The organism is Legionella steelei, from assembly GCF_001468005.1.
Lineage (GTDB): Bacteria > Pseudomonadota > Gammaproteobacteria > Legionellales > Legionellaceae > Legionella > Legionella steelei.
Window position 1 is genome coordinate 118,510 of the sequence record NZ_LNYY01000005.1, and the last position, 16,788, is coordinate 135,297.

A 16,788-nucleotide genomic window follows, 5' to 3' on the forward strand; every position below is an offset into this window, starting at 1 on the left:
GTAGTCTTGCGCCACTCCGGTCATCCCTCGTTGAACTGGGGACATGCTCGTTAATTCGTAGACAAAAATGGCAGATGCAGGCTGGGCTGTTAAGCCCAGCTTAGGGTTATTTAGCTTTTTTTGTCTACGAATTACCTAACACATACAAGGATGAGGGGTTCCGTTGTTGAATAGTAAACGATTTTACTTAAGTTTTTTTGCGCTGCAAAGTACGCGTTTTGCTGACTGGTTTTTTGGATACGGATTTGGGTTTTGGTTTGATTCTATCAGCGGCACTTACATAGCGAGGTAAACTATGACTTTCTCGTCTGTCTGTTCGCAAGATATGATAAACAAAATGACCGCGTAAATAGACTGAAGCTAAACCTGAGGCAATGGCGAGTAAAACACCAAAAAGGATATAGCTGTAACCAAGGACAATGAGGTACACATGCACAAAATCATGTACATTGGTTATTGGTAATACTTGGTTATTTGATGTGTCCATAGAGAGTACCAGACCTAGATCAAAAAATGGCAAGGAAACCAATACCATAATAAAACCTAATAAAAAGGTCTTACGTTTGTAGGGTCTAGGGCAGTGAACAAGACGTTTCCCAAATATCGCTCCAGTTATTGAAGCGACAATCATTCCTAGAATAATCGCTTTAAAAAGAGGAACAAGTTCTTCGATGCCAATTGTTGTGAGAAAAGCATCGATAAGTATCGTTCCGACAACGGATAGCAATCCATAATAAACAGTCGCCAGTAAACGTGGATTGGAAAAGTTAAGTGCAGGATCTTGCTTATTCATTTGGCACTCCATAGCTCCACCTATATATGTATCATTTTAGTATAAATATTGTACAATTGAGGGTTTTATTCATTTTTTTATTTATTGTTTTACTTGTTTAGGTCAATTAGACTCGTCATGTGATAGAGGTGTATCAATAGGATAATTTGTATATACTAAAAAAAAATAATTATAGATTTTGCTTATGAAAAAATTCGGTCGTATGGTTTTAAAACTGTTTGGTTGGAAAGTTGTCGGAGAACTACCACAAGATAAAAAATATTTGGTTGTCGTGGCTCCTCATACAAGTAATTGGGATTTTGTTGTGGGTTTATTTGCTCGTTTTTCAGTAGGCGTTAAAATTAACTTTTTAGCAAAAAATCAATTGTTCTTTTTTCCTTTAGGTTTATTGTTAAGGGCATTAGGAGGGGCGCCAGTCGATCGTTCCAAAAAAAATAAGACTGTAGACCAGGTAGTAGAAATATTTCGTTCTCTTGATGAATTTAAATTGGCCATTACTCCAGAGGGGACGCGTGGCCCAGTCACACGCTGGAAAGAAGGGTTTTATCATATTGCCTGCCAAGCAGGTTTGCCTATAGTGATGGTTGCACCTGACTATGCAACTAAAGAACTGCGAATTCATGAGAAGTTCCAACCTACGGGAGATATTGATAGTGACTTTCCGAAAATTCTCGATTTCTTTAGAACTATAAGAGGTCGTTATCCAAAGGAAATTCCTGATTATCATTCTAAAAAATAGCTGGTTTGTGATGTAGCCTGAGTGTAGCTACGCTGCATCCAGGCTACAAAGCATTCACTAATTTTATAAATATTTTATCATTTTTAACATTTTAAATTGTTTCCCATCCGGGAGAGCAAAATATTCTGGTTGCTCAATTTGATACCCACAGGTTTGGTACAGTTTTACGCCAGGTAGCGTTGCCATCATTTCCATTTTTGTAAATCCATGGAATAAAGCTTGTTGTTCACAATATTCTAGAAGCATGGTTCCAAACCCTTGCCGAGCATGGTGTGGATGGACAAAAAAAGCTCTTATCTTGGCATAATCTGTTTGTGGATTTAAAAATCCCTCCTCACGTGTTTTGCATTGATCGCCACCAAACAGAGTTTTGCGTTTGCTCCATCCACCACAGGCAATAACAGTACCTTCTTTTTCGATGACGTAGTAAGTTTGATCCATGACCAGTTCTTTATCCACCCCAAAAATGGAGTGGATTGCGCCTTCGATTTCTTGTTTTGAATAGTCTTCTTGGCTTAATCCACGTGCCGAATGCTCAATGAGCTGGTTTAAGAGATTAATTTCATCAATCTGAGCTGTTCTGATCACGATAGGTTCCTTTTAGGTCTTTTAATGAGGTGATGAATGTATCATGAAATAAAAATTAATAAATTTTTAATTTAATGATGTTTTATTTCATTTTATAATGGTTAATTTTGAAATTTGGGTAATATATGAAAAAATATGGAGAAAAACGTTCACTGGAACAGACTACTGAACCAGTATATTTAGATAAAATTGATAGAAAAATTTTAAATTTGTTACAAAAAGACAATCAAATTACTAACTTGGCTCTTGCTGAAAAAGTAGGGATTTCTGCTCCTCCTTGTTTTCGCCGCGTAAAACGGTTACGTGATGAAGGCATTATTGTGAACGATGTTTCTTTAGTCGATCCTTTTAAAGCGGGACGAGGGCTCATTGTTTTTGCAAATATTACTTTGGAAAAGCAACGAGAAGATTTGCTCGCGCATTTTGAACGTAAAATGGCGGAGCAAGAGGAAGTGAAGCAATGCTATTTTGTTTCCGGCGAAACCGATTATTTACTTATAATTCATGTTGCGGATATGAATCATTACAATGAATTTGCACGTAGAGTATTTGCAAATGAAGCAAATATTAAAGTTTTTCGCAGTAGTTTTTGTCTTAATCGTACTAAGTACAATACAAATATTCATTTTGCAGAGGATTAAGAAATAGAGCGTAAAACATGTAGCCTAGGTAGCGTAGCGGAGCCCTGAATTTTATGGTAGAAAACCCGGGTTTCGCTGTGCGCTGCACCCAGGCTATTTATGATGTTACAATCTATCTTTTCAAAATGGTTTTGCCTGCATAAGGTAATGTGGCCATTTCATTGATGCGCAATAGCTGATTGTATTTGGCGACGCGATCGGTACGGCATAACGAGCCGGTTTTAATTTGACCGCAGCCTGTAGCAACAGCAAGATCGGCGATAAAGGTATCTTCTGTTTCACCGGAGCGATGTGACATGACACAACGATAGCCATTTTGATGGGCCAATTGAATTGTTTGTCGGGTTTCACTTAAAGTACCAATTTGATTGACCTTAATAAGTATGGCATTAGCTACTTTTTGCGTAATGCCTTCTTGCAGAATTTTTGGATTAGTAACGAACACATCATCGCCGACTAATTGAATTCTTCCACCCAATTGGGTGGTCAATTGTTTCCAGCCATCCCAATCTTTTTCATCCAGGCCATCTTCAATGCTTATAATAGGGTAATTATTGACAAGATTATCATAATATTCAATGAGCTGTGTTGCGGTGAACTTTTGATTTTCGGACGCCATATGATACATACCTTGCTCATATAATTCGGAAGCGGCAACATCCAGAGCAAGCACTATCTCATCACCTAACTTATATCCAACTTTTTCGATTGCCTCACATAACAGATCCAGAGCTTGACGGTTCGATTTAATATTGGGTGCAAAACCACCTTCATCTCCCACTGCTGTATTTAATCCCTGTTTTTTTAAAACGGATTTTAATCCATGAAAAATCTCAGTTCCCATTTGTAATGCGCTTGGAAAATCAACAGCACCTACAGGCATAATCATGAACTCTTGAATATCAACATTGTTATCCGCATGAGCACCGCCATTTAGGATATTCATCATAGGTACCGGCATGCTCATTTCTTCGCCTTGATTTAATGCAGCATACAGAGGCAACTGATGTTCATTTGCGCGCGCTCTAGCTGCAGCAAGTGATACAGCAAGAATGGCATTGGCTCCAAGATGTGATTTATTTTCTGTGCCATCTAATTGGCATAATTTATGATCTAAAGCGTCTTGATCTTCAACAGAAAAAAGGTGCAGTGCTTGGTTAATTTCATGATTAACATGAGCAACTGCTTGTTGCACGCCTTTGCCAGTATAGCGTTTTGCATCATTATCGCGTAATTCACACGCTTCACGGCTTCCAGTTGATGCCCCGGAAGGAACACTTGCTCTTCCTAGAGTCCCATTTTTTAAAATAACGTCTGCTTCAACAGTAGGATTACCGCGAGAGTCTAAAATTTCACGGGCTTGAATTTTTGTAATTTGCATGTTGAGTCCTGGTTACGAGTAAAACTGTTTCATCTAAACAAGCGATAGACTTCTACCACTCAAAGGTTCATTAGGCTCTAGTATTGTTTTGATATGCACCTGTTTTGTCAAGGCATACATTTTTTTCCTTCGGTGACTTGTTCAAGATATTCATATTCTTTCGCTGTCACTAGTGATTGTGAGCATCCAAAAAGATAACTTATCAAGCGTTTAAATTGCGCCAATAAGGATTCATTTTTATTTTCTACGTTCTTGGCATGCAACGTATTGTGCATTTTAGCTAAGATTTCACTTGGAGGAAGTTTACCACGTTGCGCTAGGTGATCTTTTAATTCATAAACACCTCGTGGTACAGACACTTTTTTATCACCCTGGATTACTTTATGACGTGAACCAAAATATCCTAATGCCCATGGATGAGAATTGCTTTTCAGCGCTTGTGCTATTTTTGTATCAAGATAACTATTAATTTTTACCAACAAATGATTGATTGCCGCATTTTCTTTTTCGGCAATAAATTGTTTATCTGCCTCAGCCTGGGTGTGTTGTTGTAAGGCAATAAAAATAGTGGGGGTTGCTGAGGTATATTCACGTGCCGCCAAAATGGAAGCGAGAGATTGAACCATCCCACTATCTTGATGGCTAATATGCTCGATTTGCTCATCGCTAATTTTTGCAATCAGTTCAGGTGTTTGGATAATGAGTAGTGCAGAAGGTTTATTTTTTACAGCTTCCTGAAATAATTCACTTGGATTTAAAGAGAATAAAAATTTTAAAGATTTTGTTTTGGCGAGCTGTGCCGTTAATCCTTCTTTGTATTTGTTTTGTCTTTCTATTTCTCTCGTAATTCGAGATTTAAGTTCTTCTCCATCCTCTCCATAAAACGCTACCTCGCTAATTCTCTTTTCATTCTGTGCAATTTGCTCCTGGACTGTTGCAATCATCCTTTCATGGGTAACAATAATGCCACTGTAGTTATTTTGTAATCCTTCAATTGCTCTTTGAAAGTTTGCTCTAGAAAAGCCACAATCTAGAACGAATCGCGAATGTTGTTGTTTTAATCCCTCTAGACTTAATCTTCGTGCATCGGTTGAATTAGAATATGGAGTTACACTTTTTAAGTACATTTTGATTTCTCAATTCATCATCATGATGAAGCATCATATCAAAACGTTCTTTATATATACAAATAATTCATTAGGCGATACTTGAGTGTATTTATGGAGGAATTGCTCCGGGCTACAATGGTGTGTAGGCTGGGTTGTTAAGCCCAGCATTTGCGGAGTTAATTCCTTTTCCAAAATTTCCATCATGCGACCCCTAACGCAAGCCCCACTAAACAAGTGCTAATCCATTGCTCTGAAATAAAGAAATACATGCTGGGCTTAGCTACAATAGAGGAAATAATTAGAAACTCACCGCACCAAGTTTCATTAAAGCTTGAGCTAGAGGAAGCAAAGGTAAGCCCAAAATGGTATCCTCATTTCCCTGAACCTCTTTAAATAACCATTTACCTTGGTTTTCATATTGGTAACTACCACAGCTATGATAAGGTTTTTCACTGTGCAAATAAGCGTCTATTGTTGTTTCATTTAAATGATGTAGCGTTAAGCGGGCTGTTTCATGATGCTGCCAAAGCATTTGATTATTTTTTGCAATGCAAAGGCAAGCAATTTGCACATGCTCTTTGCCACTTAATAGGCATAATTGTTCTATTGCTGCAGGATGGTTTAAAGGCTTATTCAGTATGATTTGACCAAACAAGCACAGTTGATCGGCGGCAACAATAAAATGGTCTGGATGGTGCTGGCTTACTTCTAAAGCTTTATTTGCGGCAAGTGCATAGCCTAACTCCAATGCGCTCCCCGTCTTGAAGGATGCCTTAATTGCTTCTTCATCACAATGAGAAGGAACCACGGAAAACTCAATACCCAGAGATTGCAGCAATTTGCATCTTATTGCGGAGCTCGAAGCAAGAATGATAGGTTTTTGCTGTAAAAACTTAGACATATGCCGCGACCAGAGCCATAAGTGAAAAACCTATAATTACAAAGCTAAAATCTTTAAGATTGCAACAACGCTCGACCATAACACAGCGTTCTAAACCGTGAAGCGTTCCCAGATAAAGAAATGTGCCTGCGGAGGCGGCAATTAAAATGGGATCAAATAAAGATTTGGTTTCTACGCCATGACCAAAATACCAACCCAAGTAGATCCCTAGGGGTGTCATTAAACTGAATAAAATAAAAAAGCACAGGCTGGTGTTCATACTCATAGAGCTTTTATTTAATTGCACCGCTATTGCGAAACTTTCTGCCCATTTATGAGTGATAATGGCAAGAAAAATCATAATAATCATGGAGTTGTAGTGAGCTAATCCTAAGGCGGCACCCAACATTATAGAATGAATGGAGAGCATTCCCCAGGCTAAAATGGCAAAAGCAGGATGTTTCCTGTTATGGTGATAAAGTTCTTTTCCTAAATGTTCAAACCAGAGAAAGACCAGAAATACGGCACCAGTAATAATAAAGGCAAAAGGGTAGTTATACCCCATTTTTTTAAATAAAGAATTCGCGTCCGGAAGCATGTGCAATAGGCCTGCTCCCAAAAAAACGCCAGTAGCTAGGGTTTCACCGATAGGAAGATCAATATGTTGGTCATCTTTAATGCGTTTTCTAAAGGGATACCACCCGGCGAGTAAGATGACAATAAAAATAGAAAGCGCAAAAAGTATTTTTAAACTGGTAGCAGATACCATTGTTTATCCTGTTATTTATTCTAGAATTCTATAGCTAAACTGTAGCCTCGGTGAAGTAGCAGAGCTCGGGGATTTTCTTGACTTGAATTAAAAACTTCTTAAACCCGAGTTTCGCTGCGCTTCTTCCGGGCTACAATTGTGCACTCAAACTACAACCCAGACTTAACCCAAACCACATAGTTTAGTTGTGATACATGGTCTCATGCAAGCTAAATAAGCGAACTTCTACAATATCAGACTGTAGTTTTAATGCCAGAATGACTCGAGCATGCAACTCCTGCCATTGAGTAAATGTTTCATCACAGACTATATCAATGCCTATAGTTCCATCCAGATAATGTAAATTCCAAAATAAAATGTGTGGGAAATCAATATGGACTTCATTTGACAGGAGTTCTTGTAAGACATTGCGACTGGGTAAATGTAAAGAGGGGCAAGAAGTCTCATCATCCTCTGGGTCGACATGTACAATCACATCCTTGACGCTTTCTATTTGATCGATGAGTGCATGGTGTACGTGTTGCGCAATATAATGCCCCTCAGATACCGATATCGTAGGTGAAACTAGAATATGTACATCAATTAATACATCTTCTCCCATAGAACGACTGCGTAATTGATGAATTCTTTCAACCCCATCCACATTTTGAATGACTTCTTCAATTCGTGTTAATAATTCTGGGCTGACGGCAGTGTCTACTAATTCTTTGACGCTATTCCAGGCATAGTCCAGCCCCATTTTAACTATCATTAAACCCACGATAATCGCTGCGGCCGCATCAAGATAACTATAACCGGCGATGCTGCCAATTAAACCTACTAATACAACAAGCGAAGAGGCTGCATCTGAACGATGATGCCAGGCGTTGGCAGTAATCAATTTAGAATTGATGCGTTTGCCAATATGTAGTGTGTAGTGAAATAACGCTTCATTACTCAAGATGGAAATACAAATTATTGGTAGGGTTAACCAATTTGGCATGACGTAATTAGAGTGGAGCAGGTCATATATTGAATCCCAGGCGATACCGATACCTGCAAAAATAAGTAAAAGAGATAACAATAAAGTTGCAGCGGTTTCGATACGTTGATGTCCATAAGGATGACTGGCATCCGCATCCAGGCTGCCGTATTTAGAAGCAAATAAAACCATCGCGTCTGTGAGGAGATCCGATAGGGAGTGAACTCCATCTGCAACAAGAGCATGAGAGTGAAAAAAGTACCCCCCGATAAGTTTTATGATACCCAATAGTGCATTTGACATAGCCCCCAAAAGGGTTACTTTTTTTGCTTGCCAGTATCTGTCGTGTTGGGTCATGTTTTTTTAATTAATGTAATCTAAGTAAGAAAAAAATAAGAACTTGGTTTTTACTTAGAGAATCCCAAGCTCAGTCTATCAATGGTCTATTTAAACATGGTTAAGAGTTATTTTATATTAAAACTTACATTAAATTGAATGTTCTGAAATATCTAGAGTGTGTTAAGGCTGGTGCGGAGTCCACAAGATATTACGCATCTTGTACACAGGATTATCCACAGATTTTGTGGATAAATGATTTTTAGGCAATAAAAGCTTAAGACAAAATAGGTCTTTTAAAATAAGAGTTCTTAAGGACTATAAATGGGTTCGAGTTTTAATTAATCAGTATAATGAAAAGAGTTATTCACAGGATGTAGATTAAAGGTATATGGAACTTTCCTGACTATGGTACCAAAGAAAAAAATTAAAAACAGTCTTGACTTGGTTTTTTTTAAAAAAATTTAACGTTTAATAAAAGTACTCAAGATTTTTATACTGCTCAAAAAAATTACTGATTTAAAGAAGGATTAAAAATTAAGTGCTCGTTTAAACCAAAGTTTCAGAAGCACTTTGGATGGTTCTGAAGCAGAGGCAAAATAGGCTGATTTTACAAGGTGTTTTACATCATGTTCACAGGCTTATCCACAGATTTTGTGGATAAATGATTTTGAGGCCATAAAAGAGCAAATCAGCGATACTCCTTTTGTAATAAGGCTTTTCAAGTACTATAGTGAGATTTGAGTATTTATTAATCGATATGATTAGAGAAGTTATCCACAGGATGTATTTTTAGATGAATAAGGAATTTACCCAGCTATCTTAACAAAGAAAAAAATAAAAAACAGTCTTGACTTGAGTATTTGTTAAAAAAAAATTTGCTGTTAATCATCTCATTTTTATTGAGGTTAAATTTTATCCAATCAACGGAAATATAAAATTTAAAAAAATCGCTCAAGCCAAATATTGGAGACACTGTGGAAGGTTCTGAAGCATGTTTAAATTAGGCTGATTTTATAAGGTGTTGTACATCATGTTCACAGAGTTATCCACAGATTTTGTGGATAAATAATTTTTTGACAATAGAATACTGAATTGTTGCTAAGCCTGTTACAGTAAGGTTTTTTTGAGATATTACATAAATATTTGACTGGAGGTGTCAATTGGTTTAAGAGGAGGTTATCCACAATGGATGTTTATAGAATTAGAAAATTACCCGACCATATTAACAAAGAAAAAAATAAAAAACAGTCTTGACTCGCGTATTTTTAAAAATATTTTTATCCTTGCAAAAATTGCTCAAAATTGCCTAACCAGCGTTGGGTCAAATCGTAGGCCATTTCAGGTGCATCCTCTATCAGTTGTTTTGCAACAGAAGGCAATAGAGGGAGAAGGTCACGATCACGTTGAATATCTGCAATTTTAAACTGTCGATAACCTGTTTGCCGGCTCCCCAATACTTCTCCGGCGCCTCTTAACTCCATGTCCTTTTCTGCAATAACAAATCCATCATTGGTTGCACGCATAATTTTTAATCGTTCTGCTCCTTGTTGTGAGAGTGGGGACTGATAAAGCAAAAGACAATGAGATTGCGCACTGCCTCTGCCGACACGACCGCGTAATTGATGGAGTTGAGACAAGCCCAAACGTTCAGCATTTTCAATAATCATTAGACTGGCGTTGGGGACATCTACACCAACTTCTATAACAGTCGTGGCAACCAGTAAATTAATTTCGCCACATTTAAATGCGGCCATCGTTGCTTCTTTTTCTACGGGTTTCATTCGTCCATGAATCAGACCAACGCGCGCATCAGGAAGTTGCTCTTGCAATACGCGTGCTGTTTCAGTGGCTGCCATGCATTGCAATTTCTCTGATTCTTCAATCAGTGTACACACCCAATAAATTTGTCGTCCACTCGTTATAGCAACTTCCAAGCGCTCAATGACTGCTTCTCGTTTATTTTGGTTTAATACCGCTGTAGCGATGGGTATGCGTCCAGGAGGTAACTCATCGATAATCGAGACATCCAAATGGGCTAAGTGAGTCATGGATAATGTTCTTGGGATAGGAGTAGCTGTCATTAATAATTGATGAGGAATAAGTTGTTCTTGCTGTCCTTTTTGTTGTAGCAGCAATCTTTGTTCTACACCGAATCGATGTTGTTCATCGATAATGACTAAACCTAGACGAGCAAAAGTAACGCTGTCCTGAAATAAGGCATGAGTACCAATAATCAACTGGCAACTATGGTCTGCAAGTGCAGCAAATGCCATACGCCGTTCACTAAGCTTCATTTTTCCACTCAATCTTAATATGTTAATGCCCAGTGGTTCTAGCCAATTGGTTAGATTGTTGGTGTGTTGTTCGCTCAGCAAATCTGTTGGTGCCATAAAGGCAACTTGTTGTCCATTTGCAATCGCTTGTAAGGCGGCAAGTGCTGCAATGATGGTTTTTCCAGCCCCCACATCTCCTTGCACTAAGCGCAACATCGGTTTTGTTTGCATTAAATCCTGGCTGATTTCTTGTGTTACCCTTTGTTGTGCGTTGGTGAGCTTAAATGGAAGCGAATCTAAAAAACGTTGCTCTAAATCGTGATCAGTAGGTAATGCGATCGCATGGAGTGCATTTCGTGATTTCCTTGCAAATTGCATGCTTAGGCGCTGTGCTAACAATTCATCAAAAACTAATCGTTTGAGAGCAGGATGTTGACCTTGTTCAAGAGATTGTATGGAAATATCCGGGGGTGGATTGTGCAATAATTGAATTGCCTTATCCAGAGCGATAAAATTGTATGTCCGCAATTGTTCTGCACTCATCCATTCTAATTGTTGAAGCTCTTGCTCACAACTTTGTAATGCAACGTTCACCAATTGTCTTAATCGTGTTTGCGTTAAACCTTGGGTACTTGGGTAAATGGGGGTAAGTGTTTCATTAACCTGGCATTCTTCTTCATGATCTAGTAATTGATACTCCGGGTGAGTCATAGTTAGAGTATTATTAAATGCACGCACTTCACCAAAAGCATGAATCATGGTGCTGTTCTTTAGGTTAGTGATTTGATTTTTATTAAAATGAAAAAACTGAAGTTTTATTATTCCTGTTTTATCTTCAACATAACAATGCAACATCGCCCGTTTACCGGGTTTAATTTCTGTTTTACACACGCGTCCTGCAATAACGCACCAATCATTGGCGCGCAAATCTTGAATCGGCGTTACTCGGGTTCTGTCTTGGTAACGATACGGTAAATGAAAAAGCAAATCACGCACACAATGGATGCCGCATTTAGCAAGTTTTTCTGCAAGTGTTGGTCCGATTCCGGTTAGCGATTCACATGGGTTAAATAACATGCGATGACTGATATTGAATGAATTGGTATTTAAGTGTAACTCAGAAGCAGGACTCAATAAATATCTATAATATTCTTCATCCTGTTTGACACTCATGAAGACAATAATCATTCTCGATATTTATTGAGTCCTGTTTACTTTATGTAGAAACAATTGCGGTTTTTAGTAGGGCAGCATTTTGAAGTTTCTGGGTATAAAACCTTTTCATATGGTGCAAAAAAGCGCATAATAACATCATTTTTTGATGGAAAACTGAGTAGCATGAAACATACTGTAGAGCAGCTTTTAAAACAGGCTTTAATATCATTACAAAAATCAGGTGAAATACCTGCCGATTTAGATATTGAGATTAAGGTTGATCGTACAAAAGATTCCGCTCATGGTGATTATGCCAGTAATTTGGCTTTAATTTTAGCGAAGCCATGTCGTCAGGCACCTCGTAAAATAGCAGAGCTTTTAGTTCAGGCTGTGCCTGCTGATTCTGCTGTGGAAAAGGTAGAAATTGCTGGGGCGGGGTTTATTAATTTCTTTATACGCAATAGCTCTCGGTCACAAATTATTGGTGAAATATTAGATAAAGGTGAGTGTTTTGGTCGCAGTGCTACTGGCCAAAATCAAAAAGTATTGATTGAGTTTGTTTCTGCTAACCCAACAGGCCCTTTGCATGTGGGACATGGAAGAGGGGCTGCTTTTGGTGCTACTTTAGGAAATGTCTTAAAGGCTGCCGGTTACGATGTTACCTTAGAATATTATGTGAATGATGCTGGACGGCAAATGAATATTCTTGCCGTTAGTGTATGGTTACGTTATCTGGAGCTTGTTGGTGAACCTGTTGTTATTCCTGCTAATGCGTATAAAGGAGATTATGTTTCCGAAATAGCGCAGGAGTTTTTTGCTGAGCATGGCAAAGAGTATGAGCGTCCATGGGCTACTGTCATTGACGGGTTGCCTCTTGATGAACCTCATGGCGGAGACAAAGAAATTTATATCGATGCGGTGGTTGAGCGTGCGAAACAACTATTGGGCGCGGATATTTTTGCTTTGTTTCATCAGCATGCATTAAATACGGTTCTTGATGACATTAAAGATGATCTTGCTGAATTTGGTGTGACTTATAATAGTTGGTTTTCCGAACAGTCTCTATTTGAAGATGGTTCCATTCAAAAAGGTATTCAAGCACTTAAGGACAGTGGCCATACTTTTGAAAAAGAAGGGGCACTTTGGTTTAGAGCAACTGATTTTGGTGATGAAAAAGACCGTGTGCTGGTGCGTGCTAATGGCCAAACTACTTATTTTGCATCAGATGTGGCTTATCATTGGAATAAATACGACAGAGGTTATGATCGAGTAATAGATATTTTTGGCGCGGATCATCATGGTTATATAACGCGTTTACGTGCCGTGGTTCAAGCTTTAGGGCATGATGAAAGTGCACTTAATGTATTGCTTGTGCAATTTGCTATTTTATATCGTGGTTCTGATCGAGTGCAAATGTCCACACGTAGTGGTTCTTTTGTTACCTTAAGAGAATTGCGTCATGAGGTTGGTAATGATGCGGCACGCTTCTTTTATGTAGCTCGCAAGTCAGAGCAACATATGGATTTCGATTTGGACTTAGCAAAGTCGGAGTCTAGTGATAATCCGGTATATTACATTCAGTATGCACATGCAAGAATATGCTCCGTATTAAGGCAATTGAAGGAACGAGGTTTGTTTTGGGATAAAGCAATTGGACTCAAACATATTGACTTGTTAGAACAATCTCATGAAACTCATTTGATTTCTTTAATTGGTCGTTATCCAGAGATTGTAGAATTAGCCGCTGCCCATTGTGAACCACATCAAGTGGCTTATTATTTACGTGAAGTAGCCAACGGCTTACATAGTTATTATAATGCTGTGCCACTATTGTGTGAGCAAGAGCAATTACGATGCGCTCGTCTTTGTTTACTCGAGGCGGTGCGTCAAGTAATAAAGAATGGTTTGGACTTATTGGGCGTATCCGCTCCTGAGAGTATGTGATGGCAAAAGAATATGGGAATAGGCGTTCTTCACGGTCGCGCGGTAGCGCACCGCACCAGTTTCTAGTGATTACCTTAACTTTTTTATTGGGTTATTTGGCCGCTTCTTTTTTTAATTTTGAAATGCTAAGCCGCTGGGTAAATACTCAGGTTTTGGCTCATCATGAAACCAAAAAAGAACCATCCAAATCAGAAGCACAACATGCTGCGGTTCCGCCTAAACCAAAATTTGAGTTTTACACACTACTCACTAATGAAAAAGTTCCTAGTTCACAACCTAACACAAATGCTGCAGTTTCAGCCCAACCTCAACCTGCAGCAAATGCTTCTCCTACTGCGACCGCGGCTGCTTCAGTGTCTACGGCAACTCTAAAAACTGCGTCGGCCAGTGTTACCAATACAGCACCTTCAACCGCACCGGTAAAACAAAATATTGCTCAGGCGCCACAAACACCACCCAAAGTGGATACATCTGCAACTGCGAGAGGAAGATTTTTAGTGCAAGTAGCTTCTTTTAAAGCACGTCAAGATGCAGAACACATGAAAGGTTCACTGATTCTTAAAGGGTTTGGTGCGTATATCATTCCGGTAAGTCATCCAGTTAAAGGTAATTGGTTTCGGGTAGTAGTGGGTCCCTATTCTAATCGAGGACTTGCACAACAGGCTCAGGTTACTTTGGCCAAAAATGAACGTCTAAATGGCATGATTACAAGCGGTGGATAAAAGGATGTAGCCACGGTTACTATGTAACCTGGGTGCAGCAAAGCGAAACCCGGGAAATCCACTATTGGAACCAAAGTAATTATTTTTTTCAGCGCCGCACAATTACTTGAATGTTTGCTGCATTTTTGATTGCATGAGGTTTGCTAATCCCTACCGTAATTTGGGCCACTTTAAATTGTTCTTTAATTAAATCTGCCACTTCATTGGCAACTGTTTCAATGAGTTGGAATGATTTTGATTCTACATAAAGAGTGACGCTCTTACAAAGTGCATCATAGTCTACAGTCTTAGTCAAATCGCCCTGACAGTCGCTGAGATCGGTATCAATACTGAGATCAATTAATAATTGTTGATTAATGCGTTGCTCCCATGCATAAACACCGATTTTGGTACTTACACTAAGCGCTTTGATATTTAAAGTATCCAATGTTATTCCTACTTACCCAAAAGTGACTTGCTGGTGATTTTATCTAAATAATTAGCATGATGTACAGAGTGGCGTAATTGGTTCTTTGGCTCGTCATCCCGAGCATAGCGAGGGATCTCCTATTCGTAACAGTGTGCTACAGCTTGGGGATCTCTCGTTACACTCGCGATGACGTAGGGTATGGGGAAAGATTGTGCTTCAGAGCCAATTCTTGCATTATTTAGAGTGCAAATATGTTAGCATTGGGACATTTTGATTAGATTGGGATAATACGATGTATGATTTGGATCAATCTTTGTTCCTGCGTGCTTTAAGACGACAACCCGTAGAGCGAACTCCAGTATGGATGATGCGTCAAGCTGGGCGTTATTTACCTGAATATCGAGAGACTAGGGCGTTGGCAGGTGATTTTTTAAGCCTATGCAAAAATCCTGAACTTGCGTGTGAGGTGACATTGCAGCCTTTGCGTCGGTATGCACTGGATGCAGCCATTTTATTTTCTGATATTTTGACAATTCCTGATGCAATGGGACTCGGTTTATATTTTGCCGAAGGTGAAGGACCGTGTTTTCAACGTCCAGTACAAGATAAACAGGCAATTGCTAATTTACAAATTCCTGAACCGGAATCTTTGGCCTATGTCATGAATGCGGCAAGATTAATCCGTCAAGAAATGCCAAAAGAGCTTCCTCTAATTGGTTTTGCAGGCAGCCCATGGACTTTAGCTTGTTATATGGTTGAAGGCAAAAGTACGAGGGAGTTTAAACGTATTTTACATTTGATCTATACCGAAAGTGAGGCTGCACATGTTTTACTAAATAAGTTGGCAGTATCAGTCGCAGATTATTTGATGGAGCAAATCAAAGTAGGTGTGAATGCTGTTATGCTTTTTGATACTTGGGGGGGCATTTTAACTCCTGAGAATTATCAAAATTTTTCTCTGCAATATATGCAGAAAATCGTACAGCAAATAAAAGCCAATTACCCTGAAATCCCCGTTATTTTATTTACTAAAGGGGGAGGCCAATGGTTAGAAAAAATGCTCATTACGGGTTGTGATGCATTGGGAATCGATTGGACTTGCGATCTAGGTGACGCACGACGAAGAGTTGGTAATCAGGTTGCATTACAAGGAAACCTTGATCCCTCAGTGTTGCTCACTTCAAGACAATGTATTCGGGAACAAGTGAAAAAAGTATTAGCATCCTATGGAGCCGGTTCAGGACATGTGTTCAATCTTGGTCATGGGGTTACTCCTGATGTCCCACCTGAGCATGTTGCTGCGATGATTGAGGCAGTGTATGAGTTCAGCCCATATTATCATCAAAATTGATATCAGGAGCGATAGGTGGCGCATGTCGGTTGGATAAAAATAATCAACCTACATGCTTCATTCTCTTATTCAGGAATAGGAACATCAAATCCATTCAGTGTTATCGATACCATACAATATAGCCCAATTAAATAAATAAGCTCAGCGGTGCTTTCTTCACCAAATTGATGAATCGCTTTTTTATAGACTAATTCGGGTAATAGCCCCCCATTAACTAATGCAAAAGTAAAGTCGTAGACTAAAGCCTCATCCTCCTCTAAATCAACAGGGCGTTGTCCAGAAACAATGGTTGCAATTTTCTCATCACTTAATCCCCGTAACTCTGCTATTAAAATATGGGCATAAAGCTCATAGCCGGAATGAAATTTAGTACCGGTTACTAATATTGCTACTTCTCGTACTGATTTAGGTAATGTAGATTTCATTGAAAGCGCCTTCGTCAGCTCCCATATAGGGCCTCCAATTTGTGGAAATTTAATCCAAGGAGCCCAGGGACCTATCAATGCACCATCTTCTCGTATGGCTTGAAAGCCTTGGAAATTTTTTTCAATACCCGCTTTCATATCTTGATATAAAGCTTTTTGTTCTGAATTAAGGTTTTCAGGTTTTATTGCTTCCAAGCGCATGATTTACTCCTTTAATATAAGAAAATGTAGCTGAGTAACTTCAAGCATAGTTCAAGTGAACTGCATTTTCCTCAGGTATCTAACCTAACATATTACTAATAGAGTTTT

At 38.8% G+C, this 16,788-nt stretch carries 15 protein-coding genes; 5 read left to right on the forward strand and 10 right to left on the reverse strand.

What is annotated here, in order from left to right:
- Positions 1 to 187: 187 nt before the first annotated feature.
- Positions 188 to 793: a hypothetical protein gene (locus Lste_RS01905; protein ID WP_058509397.1), complete on the reverse strand. Its 606-nt coding sequence runs from the start codon at positions 791 to 793 to the stop codon at positions 188 to 190.
- A 184-nt stretch (positions 794 to 977) separates the two neighbouring features.
- On the opposite strand from Lste_RS01905, the gene Lste_RS01910 reads away from it, so the two are divergent.
- Positions 978 to 1,532, forward strand: a complete 555-nt coding sequence (locus tag Lste_RS01910) for a 1-acyl-sn-glycerol-3-phosphate acyltransferase (RefSeq protein ID WP_058509398.1) — start codon at positions 978 to 980, stop codon at positions 1,530 to 1,532.
- Positions 1,533 to 1,595: 63 nt separating this feature from the next.
- Here the strand turns inward: Lste_RS01910 and Lste_RS01915 are convergent, their stop codons facing one another.
- Complete coding sequence (locus Lste_RS01915; protein WP_058509399.1) at positions 1,596 to 2,120, reverse strand: GNAT family N-acetyltransferase; 525 nt, start codon at positions 2,118 to 2,120, stop codon at positions 1,596 to 1,598.
- A gap of 125 nt (positions 2,121 to 2,245) precedes the next feature.
- Here Lste_RS01915 and Lste_RS01920 point away from each other — a divergent pair, with 125 nt between their 5' ends.
- Positions 2,246 to 2,761: an Lrp/AsnC family transcriptional regulator gene (locus tag Lste_RS01920; RefSeq protein WP_058509400.1), complete on the forward strand. Its 516-nt coding sequence runs from the start codon at positions 2,246 to 2,248 to the stop codon at positions 2,759 to 2,761.
- A 112-nt stretch (positions 2,762 to 2,873) separates the two neighbouring features.
- On the opposite strand, the gene eno is transcribed toward Lste_RS01920, so the two are convergent.
- The 6 genes from eno to recG form a co-directional block, all read right to left on the reverse strand.
- Positions 2,874 to 4,142 carry a phosphopyruvate hydratase gene (gene eno / locus Lste_RS01925; RefSeq protein WP_058509401.1) on the reverse strand — a complete coding sequence of 423 codons (1,269 nt, stop codon included), beginning with the start codon at positions 4,140 to 4,142 and terminating at the stop codon, positions 2,874 to 2,876.
- Between the two features lie 107 nt (positions 4,143 to 4,249).
- Positions 4,250 to 5,269 carry a hypothetical protein gene (locus Lste_RS01930; RefSeq protein ID WP_058509402.1) on the reverse strand — a complete coding sequence of 340 codons (1,020 nt, stop codon included), beginning with the start codon at positions 5,267 to 5,269 and terminating at the stop codon, positions 4,250 to 4,252.
- Between the two features lie 280 nt (positions 5,270 to 5,549).
- Positions 5,550 to 6,152, reverse strand: coding sequence for a Maf family protein (locus Lste_RS01935; protein WP_058509403.1), 603 nt, complete (start codon positions 6,150 to 6,152; stop codon positions 5,550 to 5,552).
- Positions 6,145 to 6,900 (reverse strand): ZIP family metal transporter, encoded by a 756-nt coding sequence (locus Lste_RS01940; RefSeq protein ID WP_058509404.1) that lies wholly within the window; start codon positions 6,898 to 6,900, stop codon positions 6,145 to 6,147. The genes Lste_RS01935 and Lste_RS01940 overlap by 8 nt, the downstream gene beginning before the upstream one ends.
- A gap of 181 nt (positions 6,901 to 7,081) precedes the next feature.
- Positions 7,082 to 8,218: a cation diffusion facilitator family transporter gene (locus tag Lste_RS01945; RefSeq protein WP_058509405.1), complete on the reverse strand. Its 1,137-nt coding sequence runs from the start codon at positions 8,216 to 8,218 to the stop codon at positions 7,082 to 7,084.
- Between the two features lie 1,259 nt (positions 8,219 to 9,477).
- Entirely contained in the window at positions 9,478 to 11,550 is a 2,073-nt protein-coding gene (recG, locus tag Lste_RS01950; protein WP_058509512.1) for an ATP-dependent DNA helicase RecG, read from the reverse strand.
- 261 nt (positions 11,551 to 11,811) lie between these two features.
- Here recG and argS point away from each other — a divergent pair, with 261 nt between their 5' ends.
- Complete coding sequence (gene argS / locus Lste_RS01955; protein ID WP_058509406.1) at positions 11,812 to 13,572, forward strand: arginine--tRNA ligase; 1,761 nt, start codon at positions 11,812 to 11,814, stop codon at positions 13,570 to 13,572.
- The gene (locus Lste_RS01960) at positions 13,572 to 14,294 is read left to right on the forward strand and encodes an SPOR domain-containing protein (protein WP_058509407.1); all 723 of its coding nucleotides are present in this window, start codon (positions 13,572 to 13,574) and stop codon (positions 14,292 to 14,294) included. Before argS ends, Lste_RS01960 begins: the two co-directional genes overlap by 1 nt.
- A gap of 88 nt (positions 14,295 to 14,382) precedes the next feature.
- On the opposite strand, the gene folB is transcribed toward Lste_RS01960, so the two are convergent.
- Entirely contained in the window at positions 14,383 to 14,721 is a 339-nt protein-coding gene (folB, locus tag Lste_RS01965; RefSeq protein ID WP_058509408.1) for a dihydroneopterin aldolase, read from the reverse strand.
- A gap of 274 nt (positions 14,722 to 14,995) precedes the next feature.
- On the opposite strand from folB, the gene hemE reads away from it, so the two are divergent.
- Positions 14,996 to 16,054 (forward strand): uroporphyrinogen decarboxylase, encoded by a 1,059-nt coding sequence (gene hemE, locus Lste_RS01970; protein WP_058509409.1) that lies wholly within the window; start codon positions 14,996 to 14,998, stop codon positions 16,052 to 16,054.
- 65 nt (positions 16,055 to 16,119) lie between these two features.
- Here the strand turns inward: hemE and Lste_RS01975 are convergent, their stop codons facing one another.
- Positions 16,120 to 16,680 carry a carboxymuconolactone decarboxylase family protein gene (locus tag Lste_RS01975; RefSeq protein ID WP_058509410.1) on the reverse strand — a complete coding sequence of 187 codons (561 nt, stop codon included), beginning with the start codon at positions 16,678 to 16,680 and terminating at the stop codon, positions 16,120 to 16,122.
- Positions 16,681 to 16,788: the final 108 nt, after the last annotated feature.